Below are 17,162 nucleotides of genomic sequence, written 5' to 3' on the forward strand. Positions count from 1 at the left end.
GACCGGATGGGCGCGTCAGGCGCCCCTCGCGAGGCTGGAGGCATGCCAGAACGCTCCACCCTGAACCCGCCGAACACCGCAGCGCTCCGGTCGCGCTCGCGCCTCCGCCGCCCGCGCGCCGTCGTAGCCGTGGCCGCATCCGCCGCCGTCCTCCTGGCCGCCGTCGGCGTGCTCGCTGGCTGTTCGATGATTCCGGGCCTGCTCGACGGTGGTCGGGTCGATACCGTGGGCGCCGTCGACTTCACCACCCCCCTCGCCATCCCGCCGCTGGCTCCGTCCACCGTCGACGCCGACGGCACGCGCGTCTTCGAGCTCACCGCCCAGTCGGGAAGCACGGAGTTCCACCCCGGCGTCACCACCGCCACCTGGGGGTTCAACGGCTCCTACCTCGGCCCGACGCTCGTGGCCCAGCGGGGTGAGAAGGTACGCGTCGACATCGGCAACGAGCTGGCCGAGCCCACGAGCGTGCACTGGCACGGCATGCACCTGCCGGCCGCGATGGACGGCGGCCCGCACCAGATGATCGAGCCCGGCGACGACTGGTCGCCGAGCTGGACCATCGACCAGCCGGCAGCCACCCTCTGGTATCACCCGCATCCACACGGGGAGACCGAGGAGCACGTGCGGCACGGCCTCGCCGGCCTGTTCTACGTGCAGGATTCCGAGGAGGACGCCCTGCCCCTGCCCCATGAGTACGGTGTCGACGACGTGCCGCTCATCGTGCAGGACGCCCAGTTCAACAGCACGGGGGAACTCAAGGGCACGAACAAGGGCTTCGTCGGCGCCCTGGGAAACGAGATCCTGGTGAACGGCACAGCCGGCCCCTATCTCGACGTGTCGACAGAGCTCGTGCGGCTTCGGCTGCTCAACGCCTCGACGGCTCGCACCTACTCCTTCAGGTTCAGCGACGATCGCGGCTTCGACCTCGTGGCCAGCGACGGCGGCCTGCTCGAGCAGCCGGCCGCGCTCGAGCATCTGCGCCTCTCGCCGGGTGAGCGCGCCGAGATTGTCGTGCGCATGCTTCCGGGTGAGACGACGGTGCTGCGGTCGGTGAAGCCCGACCTCGGCATCGATGGAGACGGCGGCGCGCAGAACGGAGGAGCCGACAGCTTCGACGTGCTCGAACTGCGTGCTGCAGCGGCTCTCGAGTCCGTGGCATCCGTACCTCCGACGCTCACGAGTATCGAGAGACTCGATCCGGCGGATGCCGCAACGACCCGCGAACTCGAACTCGACGGCTACGCCATCAACGGCGAGTCGATGGACATGGGCCGCATCGACCAGGTCGTGACCCTCGGCGACACCGAGGTCTGGAACGTCGTCAACGACATGGACCGGCCGCACAACTTCCACATCCACGACGTGCAGTTCCAGATCGCGTCCATCGACGGATCTCCGCCGCCACCCGAGCTCGGCGGCTGGAAGGACACCATCTACCTGCCGCCGCAGCGCCGGTTCGAGCTCGTCATGCGATTCGAGGACTACGCCTCGGCGGAGCATCCGTTCATGCACCACTGCCACCTGCTGTGGCACGAGGACCTCGGGATGATGGGCCAGTTCGTGGTCGTGAAACCCGGCCAGCACGTCACAATGACACCAGGAGAGAACGCAGACCATGAGCACTGAGACCGCAGCGACGACTGTCGCCACCACCACACCGTCAGCGCCCCCATCGCGCTGGGCGGGCTACGCCTCCCTCTGGCGACGCGTGCCGCAGGAGCTCGGGTTCCTCCTGCTCACCATGCCGATCGCCATCATCGGTCTCTCGATCATCGCGCCACTGTTCTGGACCGGCATCGGCTCGCTCGTGTTGGTCTTCGGAATCTTCATCGTGATCGCGAGCCTCTACGTCAGCCGCGGCTTCGGCGTCCTCGAGCTCGTGCGCCTGCGCTGGGCGGGCCGTCCGGCCATCAGGCAACCGCTCTGGCGGCCGCGTACCGATGGTGCCGGATTCTGGGGGAGCTTCATCTTCGGACCCGTCGCCGACGGCCACTACTGGCTCTACCTGCTGCACACGATGATCATCGCGCCCGTCATCAGCATCGTCAGCTGGACCATCACCGTCGTCTGGACCTCCATCGGTCTCGGTGGCGTGACCTTCTGGATCTGGGCGCGCTACATCCCGATGGGCGATCGCGAGTTCTGGGTCCACGACGTCGTGCTCGACTGGATGTTCCCCGCCAACACGTGGCAGGTCGACAGCATGACCGGCGAGATCGTGTTCGAGTTCATCGTCGGGGTCCTGTTCCTCGTCACCCTGCCGTTCGTCACCCGCTCGATGACACTCATGCACCAGGGCGTGGCCATCGGCGTGCTCGGCGGGTGGCGCTCCGAAGAGCTGCGCCGCGAGGTCGCCGACCTGAGCGCCTCCCGCGGGGCGGCCGTGGCTGCCGAGGACAGGTCGCTGCGTCGCCTGGAGCGCGACATCCACGACGGCCCGCAGCAGAGGCTCGTGCGGCTGCAGATGGATCTGGCCGCGGCCGAGCGGCGCCTCGACACCGACCCCGAGGCGGCGAAGACCCTGCTCGCCGAGGCCCGTCTGCAGGCCCACGACACGCTCGAGGAGCTGCGGGCCCTCTCGCGCGGATTCGCGCCGCCGATCCTGCAGGATCGCGGCCTGGTGAGCGCACTCGACTCGCTCGCGACCCGCAGCCCGGTTCCCGTGCGACTCGAGTCGTCGCTCGACCCCGAGCTGCGGCTGCCCGGCGAGATCGAGCGCAGCGCCTACTTCGTGGCCGCCGAGTTGGTCACCAATGCCGTCAAGCACGCCGGTGCCACGAGCATCCGCCTGGTGATCTCGACACGGGGCGATTCGGTGACGGATGCCGCAGACGGCTCCGGCTCCGGCGCAGAGGCCTCGGCACCCGGCCCTCGGTGGCTCGACCTCTGGGTCATTGACGACGGCACCGGAGGAGCGACGGCCGTCGCCGGGCACGGACTGAGCGGACTGGAGGAGCGCCTCACGGGCCTCCGCGGTGTGCTCGTCATCGATAGCCCCATGGGCGGACCGACGACTGTCGGTGCGCACATCCCACTGCCCGGGGAGGCCGCCGCCCTATCCTGAGAGGGTGACGACGCCTGATACCGCATCTGCTGCACCGGTTCCCCTCCGCATCATGCTGGCCGAGGACTCGGTGCTGCTCCGGGAGGGGCTGGTGCGCCTGTTCGACGAGGCTGGCTTCGAGACGGTCGGCGCCTTCGGTGACGCGGAATCGTTGATCGCCGAGATCGAGGAGGTGGCGCCCGACCTCGTCGTGCTCGACGTGCGGATGCCGCCCACCTTCCGCGACGAGGGGGTGCGGGCGGCAGTGCACATTCGACGCACTATGCCCGGAATCGGCATCCTGTTGCTCAGTCAGTACGTGGAAGGGGCCTACGCACAGGAACTGCTGGCGTCGGGCGAGGGCGGCGTCGGCTACCTGTTGAAGGACCGGGTCGCCTCGCTCGAGGAACTGAAGGACGCAGTCTCGCGGGTGAGCGTCGGCGGCACGGTACTCGACCCGCAGGTCGTCCGCGAGCTCATCGGCCGACGCGTCGACCCTCTGGGCTCTCTCACCCCGCGTGAGCGCGAGGTGCTCGAACTGATGGCGGAGGGACGCACGAACGCCGGCATCGCCGAGCGCCTGTTCATCGGCATCGGGGCGGTCGAGAAGAACGTCACGGCCATCTTCCAGAAGCTCGGTCTCGAGGGCTCGGGCTCCGACCATCGCCGAGTGTTGGCGGTACTGGCGTACCTGCAGCTTCCCGTTCGCTGAGGGCTGAGCGGAGCGACCGCCCGAAGCGCGTCGCACACTGACCGCACTCGACCCGCGCTTCGACCGCGGACTTCGTCCGGGCCTCAGCGAGCGAGGGGTCAGACGATCCCGAGCTCGTCGAGCTGATCGACGATGCCCGAACCGTCGGGCGAGTAGACCCAGGGAACGTCGGGGGCGATGTCCTTCTCGGGCTTCGATCGCCCTCCGGCCAGAACGGCCTCGCCTGTCGAGAGCTGCCGGATGGCGACGGCCGCAACGTGGCCGGGTCGCTCGGCCGCGAACCGACGGTAGATGTCCTCGTCGTGCTGGCCGTCGTCGCCGATCAACAGCCACTTGATGTTCGGGAACTCCTCGGCGAGGCGGCGCAGGTTGTCGCGCTTGTGCTCCTGGCCGCTGCGGAACCAGCGGTCGTGGGTAGGACCCCAGTCCGTGAGCAGCAGGGCGCCGGCCGGATAGATGTTGCGCGACAGGAAGCGGGTCAGCGTCGGCGCCACGTTCCAGGCGCCCGTGGAGAGGTAGATGACGGGGCATCCGGGGTTCGCCGCCACGAGACGTTCCATCAGCACGGCCATTCCCGGAGTCGGGATGCGCGCGTGCTCGTCGAGCACGAAGGTGTTCCACGCCGCGACGAAGGGACGCGGGAGTGCGGTGACCATGACGGTGTCGTCGACATCCGAGACGATCCCGAACTCCACCGAGGGGTCGATGATCTGCGTCGGTGCCTCGACGGCGACGCCCCCGGGGGTCTTGAGCGTCGCCACGTGCCAGCCGGCCTCGAGCGAGATCGGGATGACGGCATCCACCACTCCACCGCGGTCGGCGCGCACCTCGGTGGTCGCTCCGTCGATGGTGATCGACACCATGGCCCCATTCAGGGGGACGCTGACGAAGCTGCGCCACCCCCGCAGGCGCTCCCGACGCTTGGCACGCTTGCGGTCGGAGCGGGTCGGCGGGTCGGACGGAACGGGTTCCGGCTTCTGCAGCATGACCCTGCAGAGCACCCGGGTCCATTCCGTCGACCCGTACCCGGAAAAAGGAATGATCAGGGGAATTCGCCCGTGCCTACGGGCCCAGGCCTCGCGGCGCGTGTGGAGCATGTCCTCGAAACGGGCGAGGAGATGGATGGTCGGGCTATCGACGGAGCGCTGAGGCTCGGCATCCGCTGAAGTGACCATATGGTCCAGTTTCGCATGGGCACGGCGCCTGAGAGCGCGTTCAGGAAGCGCTCATTCGGATGCATACAATAAAGGTTGCAATTTCCAAGGAGGATCAGTGCCGGTAGGCAGCATCATCGGGGCTGAGTTCCCCATCGCACTCGTGCGAACGGAACCCATCCAGCAGCGCGGAGCCGACCGCCTGAACGCACTGCTCGACGCAGCAGCGACCATCGTCGACGAGATCGGTTTCGACCGTCTCACGACGGCGATGATCGCCGAGCGCTCCGGCGCTTCGATCGGCACCGTCTATCGGTACTTCCCCGACAGGATCGCGGTCCTGCAGGCACTCCGGGAGCGCGCCATCGCGCGATTCCGCAGCCGCATCGTGTCGCTCATCGAGACCGAGACTCCGTCGACCTGGTGGGACGCCGTGGATCTGGGCATCACCTCGTTCGTCGAGCTCTACCGCTCCGAGCCCGGCTTCCGCATCATCCACTTCGTGGACCGCGAGCGCCTCCCGGCCGCAGCCGGCGCAGACGACATCGAGATGCCGTTCTCGAAGCTGTACTCCGATGTGCTCACCGAGGTCTTCGGCCTCGACGGCGGCGATGACCTCGCGTTCCACCTCGAAGTGGCCGTCGAGATGATGGACGCCATCCTCTCGCGCGCCTTCGCCTTCGACTCGAACGGCGACGAGCGCTACATCGACGAGGCGCGTCGAGTGCTCCACGGTTACCTCACCGGACTCTTCGGACCAGTCGCCGGCTGACTTGTCAAGGGGCTAGTCACAGATTCGCCTCAATCGGCAATCCTTTTTGCCTCGGGCGCCGAATGGTGTTTGTGTAGATCACTGACGCTGTTCCATTCGGCTGCATCGAGGAAATGAGTTCGTCCCATGATCGAGTTCCGCTCGGTGTCGAAGAGATTCCCTGACGGCACCCTGGCGGTCGACGACTTCTCGCTGCTGATCCCGTCTCGGCGCATCACGGTGTTCGTGGGCTCGTCCGGGTCCGGCAAGACCACGTTGCTCCGCATGATCAACCGCATGGTCGACCCGACGGCCGGCCAGGTCGTCATCGACGACACGGATGTCTCAGGCAGCGACCCCGTCCAGCTGCGGCGCAGCATCGGCTATGTCATGCAGAACGGCGGCCTCCTCCCGCACCGCCGCATCGTCGACAACGTGGCGACAGTCCCTCTGCTCCGGGGAACGTCGAAGGCCGAGGCGCGCACGCGTGCCCTCGAGCTGCTCGACACGGTGGGCCTCGACCGTTCGCTCGCCGACAAGTACCCCCGCCAGCTGTCCGGCGGCCAGCAGCAGCGCGTGGGCGTCGCCCGCGCCCTCGCCGCCGACCCCAACATCCTGCTGATGGACGAGCCGTTCGGCGCCGTCGACCCCATCGTGCGCGTGGAGCTGCAGAACGAGCTCAAGCGCCTGCAGCGGGATCTCGACAAGACCGTCGTCTTCGTCACCCATGACATCGACGAGGCTTTCACCCTCGGAGACCAGGTCGTCGTGTTCAAGACCGGTGGCATCGTCGCCCAGGTGGGCACTCCGGCGGAGATCCTGGCGCATCCCGCCGACGATTTCGTGGCGTCGTTCATCGGTGCCGACCGTGGCCAGCGGCGACTGCACCTGGAGCCCCGCGACCCCGCCAGTGGGCAGATCCTCGTGGTCGATGACACCGGCCGCCCTGCCGGCCTCATCGACGGGGACGCCCGGTCGGCCGACGGCGTACCCGTGGACGTGAGAGTGTCGTGAACTGGTTCCTCTCGAACTGGGAACTGGTCCTCGAGCTGACTCTCAACCACATCCGGCTGAGCATCATCCCGATCATCATCGGATTCGTCATCGCGGTGCCGCTCGGCCGGCTCGCCATCACCGGGCGCGCTGCGCGCGGCATCATCATCACCTCGACGAGCCTGCTGTACACGATCCCCTCGCTGCCGCTCTTCGTCATCCTCCCGGCCATCCTCGGCACGAAGGTGCTGAGCGACATCAACCTGATCGTCGCTCTCAGCATCTACGCCGTCGCCATCATGGTGCGCGCGGCATCCGACTCCTTCGCCTCGGTCTCGCCCGACGTCAAGCAGGCCTCACTCGCGATGGGGTATTCACGGTGGCAGCAGTTCTGGAAGGTCGAATTCCCGCTCGCCGGCCCGGTGCTCCTGGCCGGCATGCGCGTGGTGTCGGTGAGCACGATCGCCCTCGTCTCCGTCGGTGTGCTGATCGGCAGTGAGAACCTCGGCTACCTGTTCACGAACGGCAAGCAGCGCGGCATCCTCGAGGAGGTCGGGACGGGCATCATCGCCAGCCTCCTCATCGCGCTGGTGTTCGACGTGGTCCTCGTGCTGATCGGACGCGTCCTGCTGCCGTGGAGTCGCGGCGACAAGAGGAGCCGGTCCGCGTCGACCGCTCTCCAGCTCCAGATCAAGGCGGCGGATGCCGCGTGAACCTCATCTTCGGCGCCATTCTCTGGATCTTCGATCCCACCCATTGGGTGGCGGGGTCCCAGTCCCCGCTGCCCATCCAGGACCGACTGGCCGAGCACCTGTTCTACACCTTCGTGTCGGTGCTCGTCGCCGCGCTGATAGCGCTGCCCCTCGGCTTCTACATCGGGCACACGGGGAAGGGGCGGCAGTTCGTCATCTCCTTCACCGGCGCCATGCGAGCGCTTCCGACCCTGGGTGTGCTGTTCTTCCTGACGATGGTGCTCGGCTACTCGATGGTCAGCACCACGGCAGTCTTCGTCGGCACCATGATCGCGCTGGTGCTGCTCGCCATCCCGTCGATCCTCGCGGGCGCATACTCCGGCCTGGAGTCCGTCGACCGACAGACGATCGACTCCGCCAGGGCGAGCGGGATGACCGAGATGCAGATCCTCACGAAGGTCGAGATCCCGCTCTCGCTGCCGCTCATCATCGGCGGTCTGCGTGCGGGAGTGCTCCAGGTCATCGCGACAGTGGTCATAGCCTCCTATGTCGGACTCGGGGGTCTCGGCCGCATCATCGCCAGCGGCATCGGACTCAACGACTACGACCGCATCCTCGGCGGCGCCATCCTCATCACGGCACTGGCACTGATGATCGACGGCGTCTTCGCCGTCATCCAACGACTCACGGCGACGCCGGGTGTCGGCAGCACGCGCCAGACTGAACGACAGAGTCTTCGTCGGCGGGCACCAGGCCCGTCCTCGACGGTGGGAACACCAATCCAGGAAAGGGAATCATGAGTATTTTCAAGAAGGGCCGGATCGCCATCGGCGTTGTCGCGGTCGGAGCTGTCGTGGCTCTGGCAGGGTGCGCATCCGGAGATCCCACCGCTCCAGAGACAGCTTCGGGGGGAGGCGGCGGCGACGCGATCGTCGTCGGATCCTTCGCATTCCCCGAGAGCGAGATCCTCGGCGAGATCTACGCGCAGGCGCTCGAAGCCCAGGGCTTCGACGTGAGCACGAAGTTCAACATCGGCCCGCGCCAGCAGACCATCCCGGCTCTGCAGGACGGCTCGATCAACCTCATCCCGGAGTACAACGGCAACCTGCTCGCGTACTACGACACCGAGTACACCGAGCGCACGACTGAAGACGTCGATGGCGCCCTCGGCGATGCAGTGGCGAAGGACGACCTCGTCGTCTACAAGTCTGCTGCCGCTGAGGACAAGGACGCCTATGTCGTCACCAAGGAGTTCGCCGACGCGAACGGCCTGACGGCCATCGGCGATCTCACCAAGGTGGAGCCGTTCAGCCTCGGCGCCAACCCGCAGTTCGGTGAGCTCGGCTACGGCATCCCGGGTCTCAAGTCGGTCTACAAGGTGAACGACGTGACCTTCGTGCCGATCGAGGACTTCGGCGGGCCCGACACGGTCAAGGCCCTCACCGACAACACGGTGCAGGTGGCCGACATCTACACGACGTCCCCCGACATCAAGTCGAAGGACCTCCTGGTTCTGGAGGACCCCGAGAACCTCATCTCGGCGCAGAACGTGATCCCGCTGCTCAGTTCGTCGATCGCCTCGGACGAGCTCGAGAAGGCGCTCGACGCCATCTCGGCGAAGCTGACGACCGACGACCTCATCGACCTGCGCGAGCGGGTCGAGGGTGACGAGAAGGCGTCGGCAAACACCGCCGCTAAGGACTGGCTCGACAAGGCCGGTCTGCTCTAACGCGCTGCGATTCACTGCAGGGACGGGTCGGATGCCTCACGGCATCCGGCCCGTTCGTCATTCTCCCGACGGCCCAGGGGCGTCCAGCGACTCGGACTCCGGCGCGGTGCCGCTGTCTGCGTCGTCATCGGCAAGGTGCCTCCGCTCGAGGCGTGTCAACAGCTTCTTCGCAACGAGCACGAGCAGGAGGAAGACCACGATGATGCCGACGAAGATGTAACCGGCGTAGTGCAGCTTCTCGCTGGTCTCGCGGAAGCTCCCGGCTGCAGCGGACCCGACGGAGACGTAGGCGAAGGCCCAGATGATGCTCGCCGGAGCCGTCCACGCCAGGAAGCGTCGGTAGCGCATCGTGCTCATGCCGACTGTGACGGGCACCAGCGAGTGCAGCACGGGCAGGAAGCGTGAGATGAAGACGGCGATGCCGCCCCGCCGCTCGATGTAGCGCTCGGCCCTCTGCCAGTTCTTCTCACCGATGCGGGCACCGACTCGGCTGCGACGGATGCGGGGACCGAACCACCGCCCGAGGTAGAACCCGATGCTCTCACCGATCAGGGCGCCGACCACGACCGTGGCGATGAGTGCGAAGTACTCCACTGCGCCGTCGACGGCCGTACTCGCCACGAGCACGATCGAGTCTCCCGGCACGACCAGTCCGATGAGCAGCGACGTCTCGAGCATGATGCCGATGCCGGCGATCAGAGTGCGCAGGACCGGATCCACCGACTGCACAGTCTCGAGGATCCACAGCAGGACGTCGTTCATCGACCCGAGCCTAGGCGACCGGACCGGGAATCAGGCTGCGAGAAGCCGGGAGATCCGCGCGCCGATCGCCCCGGCGACGGGCGCGCCGGGCCTCTCGGCTGGAGAGCTGACGCCAGCGCCCGACGCCCGCCGGGGCGCTGCGCCCAGAACGTCGGCGTGGGCCACGTCGCCCCACGCGGATCCGACGAGGGCGATCGCCGTGGCGAGGGTCGCCGCGTCGACCTCACGTCGTGCGGTGTCGTCGGCGAGCATCTCGACCAGCAGGGCGACGGCCCGCTCGGCACGGTTGGCGATCGGGAACCACGGCAGTGCGCTGTTCCAGGCGGTGAAGGCCAGCAGCACGAGGTGGTGGTGTTGACGCAGGTGGGTGCGCTCGTGGGCGAGCACGGCGTCGAGTTGGTCACGGTCGAGCAGGTCGACGAGCCCCTCGGACAGGACGGTGACCGTGTGCATCCCGGGCAGGCAGTACGCCACGGGTGCTGCGTGGTCGAGCATGCGGGTGCCCGGGCGCCCGGGAACCGGCGAGCTGAGCAGTTCGACCAAGGCGTGGTGCCGACGTCGGCTGCGCTCCGCGCGCACGGCGGTCGTGCCGAGGTTGAGGAGCAGGTGCGCGCCGAGCAGCACCGCCGCGCCCAGCGCCACGATGTGCACGGCCCCCACGCCCGCGGGCAGCGGTCCACTGATGAGGCCGCTCAGAAGCAGGCCGGCATCCGCGGCACCGACACCGACGAAGGGCGCGAAGCCGAACAGCAGGAGCGCGCCGATCATGCTCGTGCCGCCGGCGAGGGCGATGATCTGCCAGAGCGCGAGGGCGCGACCGGGCGTGCGCGACGGCCACCCGGCGCGGGCGAGGGCTATCGGCACCGGCCAGGCGAGTGCGACGGCGATCAGGGCGAGGGCAACGGAGGCAGCGAACACGTCTAGGCCCGATCGCGCGAGGCGAGCAGTGTGCGCAGCATCTCGGCCTCCTCGGGGCTGACCTGCCCGACGAACCGGGCGAGGGCGGCATCGCGGTCGGATGCCGTGCCGAGAACCTCGTGCATGAGCTCGGCCGTGTGCTCCGCGCGGCCGCTCACGGCACTGTAGAGATGCGGGCGGCTCTCGCGGGCCCTGTCGACGAACCCCTTGGTCTCGAGTCGCGACAGCACGGTGAGCACTGTGGTCGCCGCGACGTCTCGCCGGCCGGTCGTCGCGCCGCCGGCCTCGAGAGCGTCGCGGAGTTCGTTGGCGGTCAGCGGGGTCGCGGCATCCCAGAGCAGGTCCATCACCGCTCTTTCGAGATCACCCAGCGTTGCCATAAGTTCAGAATACCGTTTCGCGTGAGTGTGTTCTACGCTCTGTAGAAGTTGGTTTCTACGCTGTGTAGAAATCATCGAGGGGAGCACCCGTGAACGACTGGCTGGATCCGCTGCTGCTGTCGCGCTGGCAGTTCGGGCTGACGACGATCTACCACTTCCTGTTCGTGCCGATCACGATCGGCATGAGCCTGACCGCCGCTGTGTACCAGACCGCGTGGTACCGCACAGGCAAGGTGCACTACCTGCAGCTCACCCGGTTCTTCGGCACGCTGTTCCTCATCAACTTCGCCATGGGCGTCGTGACCGGAATCGTGCAGGAGTTCCAGTTCGGCATGAACTGGTCGACGTACTCGCGCTTCGTCGGCGACGTCTTCGGCGCACCGCTCGCCCTCGAGGGCCTGCTCGCCTTCTTCCTGGAGGCCACGTTCATCGGCCTCTGGATCTTCGGCTGGGACAAACTGCCGAAGGGCCTCCACCTCGCGACGATCTGGGTGGTGAGCATCGGCTCGATCCTGTCGGCGTACTTCATCATCGCCGCGAACGCGTTCATGCAGAACCCCGTGGGGTACGAACTGAACGAGGCGCGCGGGCGGGCCGAGCTCACCGACATCTGGGCGCTGCTGACCAACAAGGTGGCCCTCGCCGCCTTCCCGCACACGATCTTCGCGTCGTTCATGGTGGCGGCCGGCCTCATCATCACGGTGGCGGCCTGGCATCTGGCCCGCAACCAGAACCTCGTCACCATGCGCCCGGCTCTCAAGTTCGGCCTCTGGATGATGGTGGCATCCGGCATCCTCACCACGCTGTCGGGGGACCAGCTCGGTCTCGCCATGGTGCAGACGCAGCCCATGAAGATGGCGGCGGCCGAGGCGCTCTACGACACGGCGACGGGGGCGGATGCCTCATTCTCGATCTTCACGTGGGGAACGCCCGATGGCACCAGCGAGCTGTTCTCCATCCGCATCCCGTATCTGTTGTCGTTCCTCTCGACGCACACGCTCGATGGGACCGTCGAGGGCATCAACGATCTGCAGGCCCAGTACACCCAGCTCTACGGCCCGGGCGACTACACGCCGGTCATCTGGATCACCTATTGGGCTTTCCGCTGGATGATCGGCCTCGGCCTGCTGCACGTCTTCGTCGCCGTCGTGGGCCTCTGGCTCACCCGCAAGGGACGGATGCCGAAGAACAAGTGGGTGTGGCGCGCGGCGATCTGGTCGTTCCCGCTGTCGCTCGCGGCCATGATCATGGGCTGGATCTTCACCGAGATGGGCAGGCAACCCTGGATCGTGTTCAGCCTGCTGAAGACGGAGGACGCGGTGTCGCCCAATGTCACCGGCCTCGAGGTGCTCATCTCGCTGATCGCGTTCACGCTGATCTACGGCATCCTCGCCGTGGTCGAATTCAAGCTCATCAAGCGCGCCGCCCAGAAGGGGCCGGCACCCGCGCCAGAACCCGATGCCGAGAGCGGCGAGATCAAACCGCTCACGACGGTCTACTAGGAGGCTCTGATGGATCTGCCCACCCTCTGGTTCTGGATCATCGCCGGTCTGTTCATCGGCTACTTCGTCCTCGACGGCTTCGACTTCGGCGTCGGCATGTCGCTGCCGTTCCTCGGTAAGGACGACGCGGACCGCCGAGTGCTCATCAACACGATCGGTCCCGTCTGGGACCTCAACGAGACGTGGCTCATCGTGGCGGGCGCCTGCCTCTTCGCCGCGTTCCCCGAGTGGTACGCGACCCTGTTCAGCGGCTTCTACCTGGCGCTCCTGCTCATCCTTCTCGCCCTCATCGTGCGGGGAGTCTCCTTCGAATATCGGCACCAGCATCCGGGATCGCAGTGGACGTCGTGGTTCGACGGCATGATCATCGTCGGCTCGGCAGTGCCGGCGCTGCTCTGGGGTGTCGCCTTCGCCAACATCGTGCAGGGCGTCCCGCTCGACGAGGGTCACAACTACACGGGCACCCTCATCGACCTGCTGAACCCGTACGCCCTCCTCGGCGGACTCACGACGCTGTTGCTGTTCTTCACGCACGGCGTGGTGTTCGTCTCGCTCAAGACGACAGACGAGATGCGGGCGCGGGCTCGGAATCTCGCGGTGCGCTCCGGACTCATCACCATCGTCGTCGCTGCGCTGTTCCTGATCTGGACCGCCTTCATCGCCGAGTTCGCCTTCATGTACCTGGTGCTCGCCGCCCTCGCAGCGCTGGCGCTGATCGGTTCGTGGTACCTCAACCGCGCCGGCTCCGAGGGATGGTCCTTCGCTCTCGGCGCCGCGACGATCGCCTTCGCCGTGCTCGCCCTGTTCACGGCGCCGTTCCCCGACGTGATGCCGGCTTCCAACGATCCGGCCAACAGCCTCACGATCGCGAACGCCTCGAGCTCCACCTACACGCTCACGGTGATGAGCTGGACGGCTCTGGTGTTCCTGCCGCTCATCCTCGCCTACCAGGGCTGGACCTACTGGATCTTCCGCAAGCGCGTGACGAGGGCGCACATCGAGGCGGCACAGCACTGATGGGCCACCCGCTACCGTTGGTGTCGTGACCGAACCGACACGCACCATCGCGTGAAACCACTCGATCCACGTCTGCTCCGCCGTGCAGCTGGAGCGCGCCTGTTCCTGCTCGGCGGGGGCGCGATCGGCTTCGTGCAGACCCTCGCCGTCATAGTGTTCGCCTGGTGCACCGCCCAGTCAGTCTCCCGGGCCATCGACGGTGCGACGCTCGACGAACTCGCGCCGCTGCTCGCTGGACTGACCGCGGCCGTCGTCGTGCGCGCAGCATGCATCTGGGCCACGGATGCCGCAGCCGCAGCCGCATCGTCCCGGGTGAAGGGAGAACTGCGCGCCCAAGCCGTGGACGCGGCGGTGCGCCTGGGCCCGAGCTGGACACGGGGACGCGGGACGGCGACCCTGGCGACGGTCCTCGGTGCCGGGCTCGACGCCCTCGACGCCTACTTCGGCAAGTACGTGCCCCAGCTCATCCTGACGGTCATCGCCACCCCGCTGCTGGTGCTGGTCATGCTGCTGCAGGATCCGCTGAGCGCGTTCATCGTCATCATCACCCTGCCGCTCATCCCCGTGTTCATGATCCTCATCGGTTGGGCGACACAGGCCGCGCAGAAGCGCTCCTGGTCGCGGCTGCAGCTGCTCTCGGCCGCGTTCCTCGACGTCGTCGGCGGCCTCGGCACCCTGAAGATCTTCGGTCGCCAGCACAGGCAGGCGGCCCGCATCGCTGCCGTCACAGACGACTACAGGCGCGACACGATGAAGGTGCTCCGCATCTCCTTCCTCAGCGGATTCGTGCTCGAACTGGCGGCGAGCCTCTCGGTCGCGATCGTCGCCGTGCAGATCGGACTGCGTCTGCTCGACGGGGCCATGCCACTCTCCGTCGGACTGTTCGTGCTGCTGCTCGCCCCCGAGGCGTTCCTGCCCGTACGTGGGGTCGGCGTGCAGTTCCACGCTGCAGCCGACGGACTGGCAGCGGCGAGCGATGTCCTCGGCATCCTCGATGAGGCGGATGCCGCACGGGCGACCACCGGGGGTGTGATGTCGACGACAGCCGCCGTCGCAGGATCACCTGGGACGTCGGTCGCGTCGTCTGCGGCCTCGTCAGCGGCGTCGTCAGCGGGGACGACCGGCAGGTGCGCGCACCTCGAGATCGTCGGGTTGCGCGTGGCGCACGACGGCGCGCGAGTCCTCGACGGATTCACCGCCGGTGCGATCGCCGGGACCCTCACCGTCGTGACCGGGCCGAGCGGTGCTGGCAAGTCGACACTGCTGAATGCCATCGCCGCACTCGACGGGGCCGGCCACGGCGCTGGTGATGGTGGCGCCATCCTCCTCGACGGTCACCCGGTCCAGCGTGCCGACGTGGCCTGGTCGGGCCAACAGCCCGGGCTGGTCTCCGGTAACGTCGCGGCGAACGTCGCGCTCGGCGACTCCGCCCCTGATGGCGCGCGTGTGGCGGCGGTACTCGCCCGCGTCGGCCTGCACGACGTCCACCCGTCCTCCGTGCTGGGGGTCGGCGGATCCGGGCTGTCCGGCGGGCAGGCGCAGCGGGTCGCCATCGCGCGCGCCCTCTATCGTCTCGAGGGCCGCGGATGCCGCATCCTGCTGCTCGATGAACCCTCATCGGCGCTCGACGCGGCCTCGGAACAGCTCATCATCGGAGAGCTGTGCTCGGCCGCGGCATCCGGTGCCATCGTCATCGTCGTGAGTCACCGTCCCGCCCTCATCGCGGCCGCGGACGCCGTCATCAGGCTCGAGGAGGTCGCCCGTGTCTGAACGGACTGCCACTCGGACTGTGCTGCGCTTGGCGCAGCCGCCAGCTCGCCGTTTCGTTCCCGGCGTCCTCGTCGGCGCACTGGGGGCCGGCTCCGCCGTCGCCCTACTCGCGTGCTCGGCGTGGCTGATCGTGCGCGCCGCCGAGCAGCCGTCGATCGTCTACATCTCGCTCGCCGTCGTCGGCGTACGGGCATTCGCCATCGCGCGAGGGGCCTTCCGCTATCTCGAGAGGCTCGTCACCCATGACGCCGCGCTCCGCCAGCTCACCCGACTGCGAGTGGAGCTGCTCGAACGCCTTGTTCCACTGGCGCCGGACGGCATGCACGCGATCGGGCGCGGCGACCTGCTCACCAGGTTCTCCCGCGACGTCGACGAGCTGCAGAACCTGCCGCTGCGAGTGCTCCAACCGGCACTGGTGGCCGGGGTCACTGCGCTCGGCAGCGTGGTGTTCCTGTGGTTCCTCAGTCCGACGGCGGCCATCGCCCTCGCCGGCTGCCTCGCGGTCGCCTTCATCGCGGGCACCCTGCTTCATGCCACCGTCTCCGCTCGCGCCGATGCGGCCATCGCGCCTCGTCGCGGAGCCGTCAGCGCCGCGCTGGTCGACCTGCTCTCGAGTCTCGAGGCTCTCATCGCCTACGGCGCCGTCGACGCGGGCCTGAACCGTGTCTCGGCTGCGGATGTCGCCCTCCGCCGGGCCGAGACCCGGGCTGCCATCGGCGCTGGGCTCTCCTCGGGGGTCGTCTCCCTCGCCGCCGGGGCCGCCACGCTGGCCGGCATCCTCATCGCCGTTCCCGCGCTCCGCTCCGGCACCCTCGACGGCCCCGAACTGGCCGTGATCGTCCTGGTGCCGCTGGCGGTGTTCGAGGTCTGCGCGATGCTCCCGGCCGCGGTGGGTGCCTGGCGTTCTGTGCGCGCCAGCGCCGAGAGAGTGGCATCGGCTGTGCCCGACGTCGTTCCCGCCGCCCTGGCGCTCGATGTCGCCGACGCCCGACCCCTGGCGCCAGGCGCCGACAGCACCCTGGCCCTCCGCGGCCTCACGGCGCGCTGGCCGGACGGCAGCGGCGCTCTCGGCCCGCTCGACCTCGTCGTGCGTCCCGGGGAACGCCTGCTCGTGCGCGGGGAGAGCGGCGCCGGGAAGACTACGCTCGCCCACACGCTGGTGCGCCTGCTCGACTACGGCGGATCGTTCAGCGTGGGCGGTGCCGAGGCGCGGGAGCTGCAGCAGGACGGCATCCGTACCCTGATCGGTCTCTGCGAGCAGCAGCCGTGGATCTTCGACTCGACCCTGCGCGACAACCTCGTCTTCGCCCGGGAGACGGCGACGGATGCCGAACTCATCGCCGTGCTGGTTCGCGTCGGGCTCGCCGACTGGGCGACTTCCCGTGCCGGGCTCGACACCGCGCTCGGCGAGCACGGATCGCGCGTCTCGGGCGGGCAGGCGCAGCGCATCGCTCTCGCGCGGGCCCTGCTCGCTGACTTCCCGGTGCTCGTGCTCGACGAGCCGACGGCCAACGTCGACGCCGACCGCGCCGATGAGGTCCTGCGCGACCTGCTCGCGGCGGCGTCGAGCGACGGGCGCACTGTCATCCTCATCTCGCACGGTGACGTGCCGGCCGACCTCGTCGACCGAACCGTCACGCTGGTGGACGGCCGCATTCCGGCCTGACGGATGCGCGCATGTGCGCATGTGCGCATGTGCGGATGAGAGCATTCACACCCGTAGCCTTCCGATCAGGGAT

General features: G+C 68.0%; 16 protein-coding genes. 12 read left to right on the top strand and 4 right to left on the bottom strand.

Translation table 11 applies throughout. The features are described 5' to 3' along the window. Nucleotides 1–42 precede the first annotated feature (42 nt). The 3 genes from AADV74_RS03975 to AADV74_RS03985 are packed head-to-tail and all read left to right on the top strand — an operon-like array spanning nt 43 to nt 3,755. Entirely contained in the window at nt 43–1,626 is a 1,584-nt protein-coding gene (locus AADV74_RS03975) for a multicopper oxidase family protein (RefSeq protein ID WP_342112053.1), read from the top strand. Further along, entirely contained in the window at nt 1,616–3,064 is a 1,449-nt protein-coding gene (locus AADV74_RS03980; protein WP_342112055.1) for a sensor histidine kinase, read from the top strand. The genes AADV74_RS03975 and AADV74_RS03980 overlap by 11 nt, the downstream gene beginning before the upstream one ends. Before the next feature lie 52 nt (nt 3,065–3,116). After that, a complete protein-coding gene (locus AADV74_RS03985) occupies nt 3,117–3,755 on the top strand; it encodes a response regulator transcription factor (protein WP_342113093.1) in 639 nt (212 codons plus the stop codon). Between the two features lie 98 nt (nt 3,756–3,853). Here AADV74_RS03985 and AADV74_RS03990 read toward each other — a convergent pair whose 3' ends face one another. Next, nucleotides 3,854–4,741 carry an App1 family protein phosphatidate phosphatase gene (locus tag AADV74_RS03990; RefSeq protein WP_425287246.1) on the bottom strand — a complete coding sequence of 296 codons (888 nt, stop codon included), beginning with the start codon at nt 4,739–4,741 and terminating at the stop codon, nt 3,854–3,856. A 286-nt stretch (nt 4,742–5,027) separates the two neighbouring features. Here AADV74_RS03990 and AADV74_RS03995 point away from each other — a divergent pair, with 286 nt between their 5' ends. The 5 genes from AADV74_RS03995 to AADV74_RS04015 all read left to right on the top strand — a co-directional run bounded on the left by AADV74_RS03995 (nt 5,028) and on the right by AADV74_RS04015 (nt 9,074). Beyond that, nucleotides 5,028–5,681: a TetR/AcrR family transcriptional regulator gene (locus tag AADV74_RS03995; RefSeq protein ID WP_342112057.1), complete on the top strand. Its 654-nt coding sequence runs from the start codon at nt 5,028–5,030 to the stop codon at nt 5,679–5,681. Between the two features lie 126 nt (nt 5,682–5,807). After that, a complete protein-coding gene (locus tag AADV74_RS04000; protein ID WP_342112059.1) occupies nt 5,808–6,674 on the top strand; it encodes an ABC transporter ATP-binding protein in 867 nt (288 codons plus the stop codon). Beyond that, nucleotides 6,671–7,366 (top strand): ABC transporter permease, encoded by a 696-nt coding sequence (locus AADV74_RS04005; protein ID WP_342112060.1) that lies wholly within the window; start codon nt 6,671–6,673, stop codon nt 7,364–7,366. Before AADV74_RS04000 ends, AADV74_RS04005 begins: the two co-directional genes overlap by 4 nt. Then, nucleotides 7,363–8,145 (top strand): ABC transporter permease, encoded by a 783-nt coding sequence (locus AADV74_RS04010; RefSeq protein WP_342112062.1) that lies wholly within the window; start codon nt 7,363–7,365, stop codon nt 8,143–8,145. Before AADV74_RS04005 ends, AADV74_RS04010 begins: the two co-directional genes overlap by 4 nt. After that, complete coding sequence (locus tag AADV74_RS04015) at nt 8,142–9,074, top strand: ABC transporter substrate-binding protein (RefSeq protein ID WP_342112064.1); 933 nt, start codon at nt 8,142–8,144, stop codon at nt 9,072–9,074. Before AADV74_RS04010 ends, AADV74_RS04015 begins: the two co-directional genes overlap by 4 nt. A gap of 57 nt (nt 9,075–9,131) precedes the next feature. Here AADV74_RS04015 and AADV74_RS04020 read toward each other — a convergent pair whose 3' ends face one another. Genes AADV74_RS04020 through AADV74_RS04030 form a run of 3 tightly spaced genes read right to left on the bottom strand, consistent with a single transcriptional unit; the run spans nt 9,132 to nt 11,134 of the window. Beyond that, nucleotides 9,132–9,836, bottom strand: coding sequence for a DedA family protein (locus AADV74_RS04020; protein WP_342112065.1), 705 nt, complete (start codon nt 9,834–9,836; stop codon nt 9,132–9,134). A gap of 30 nt (nt 9,837–9,866) precedes the next feature. After that, nucleotides 9,867–10,754 (bottom strand): M56 family metallopeptidase, encoded by an 888-nt coding sequence (locus tag AADV74_RS04025; protein ID WP_342112067.1) that lies wholly within the window; start codon nt 10,752–10,754, stop codon nt 9,867–9,869. Nucleotides 10,755–10,756: 2 nt separating this feature from the next. Then, the gene (locus AADV74_RS04030; protein WP_342112069.1) at nt 10,757–11,134 is read right to left on the bottom strand and encodes a BlaI/MecI/CopY family transcriptional regulator; all 378 of its coding nucleotides are present in this window, start codon (nt 11,132–11,134) and stop codon (nt 10,757–10,759) included. Nucleotides 11,135–11,223: 89 nt separating this feature from the next. On the opposite strand from AADV74_RS04030, the gene AADV74_RS04035 reads away from it, so the two are divergent. From AADV74_RS04035 to cydC, 4 genes are read left to right on the top strand one after another with little or no spacing between them, the layout of a single operon-like run. Next, nucleotides 11,224–12,636 (top strand): cytochrome ubiquinol oxidase subunit I, encoded by a 1,413-nt coding sequence (locus AADV74_RS04035; RefSeq protein ID WP_342112071.1) that lies wholly within the window; start codon nt 11,224–11,226, stop codon nt 12,634–12,636. Nucleotides 12,637–12,645: 9 nt separating this feature from the next. Next, on the top strand, nt 12,646–13,653 hold the full coding sequence (gene cydB / locus AADV74_RS04040; protein ID WP_342112072.1) for a cytochrome d ubiquinol oxidase subunit II: 1,008 nt from the start codon (nt 12,646–12,648) through the stop codon (nt 13,651–13,653). 51 nt (nt 13,654–13,704) lie between these two features. Continuing rightward, a complete protein-coding gene (cydD, locus tag AADV74_RS04045) occupies nt 13,705–15,423 on the top strand; it encodes a thiol reductant ABC exporter subunit CydD (protein WP_342112075.1) in 1,719 nt (572 codons plus the stop codon). Beyond that, a complete protein-coding gene (gene cydC / locus AADV74_RS04050) occupies nt 15,416–17,089 on the top strand; it encodes a thiol reductant ABC exporter subunit CydC (RefSeq protein ID WP_342112076.1) in 1,674 nt (557 codons plus the stop codon). Before cydD ends, cydC begins: the two co-directional genes overlap by 8 nt. Nucleotides 17,090–17,162: the final 73 nt, after the last annotated feature.

The organism is Leifsonia stereocauli (genome assembly GCF_038432415.1).
GTDB lineage: Bacteria > Actinomycetota > Actinomycetes > Actinomycetales > Microbacteriaceae > Orlajensenia > Orlajensenia stereocauli.

Bases quoted from the DNA above. Each gene is read 5' to 3' on its own strand.
- AADV74_RS03975 (WP_342112053.1), top strand. From the start codon at position 43: ATGCCAGAACGCTCCACCCTGAACCCGCCGAACACCGCAGCGCTCCGG.
- AADV74_RS03980 (WP_342112055.1), top strand. From the start codon at position 1,616: ATGAGCACTGAGACCGCAGCGACGACTGTCGCCACCACCACACCGTCA.
- AADV74_RS03985 (WP_342113093.1), top strand. From the start codon at position 3,117: ATGCTGGCCGAGGACTCGGTGCTGCTCCGGGAGGGGCTGGTGCGCCTG.
- AADV74_RS03990 (WP_425287246.1), bottom strand. From the start codon at position 4,741: ATGCTGCAGAAGCCGGAACCCGTTCCGTCCGACCCGCCGACCCGCTCC.
- AADV74_RS04000 (WP_342112059.1), top strand. From the start codon at position 5,808: ATGATCGAGTTCCGCTCGGTGTCGAAGAGATTCCCTGACGGCACCCTG.
- AADV74_RS04015 (WP_342112064.1), top strand. From the start codon at position 8,142: ATGAGTATTTTCAAGAAGGGCCGGATCGCCATCGGCGTTGTCGCGGTC.
- AADV74_RS04020 (WP_342112065.1), bottom strand. From the start codon at position 9,836: ATGAACGACGTCCTGCTGTGGATCCTCGAGACTGTGCAGTCGGTGGAT.
- AADV74_RS04030 (WP_342112069.1), bottom strand. From the start codon at position 11,134: ATGGCAACGCTGGGTGATCTCGAAAGAGCGGTGATGGACCTGCTCTGG.
- cydB (WP_342112072.1), top strand. From the start codon at position 12,646: ATGGATCTGCCCACCCTCTGGTTCTGGATCATCGCCGGTCTGTTCATC.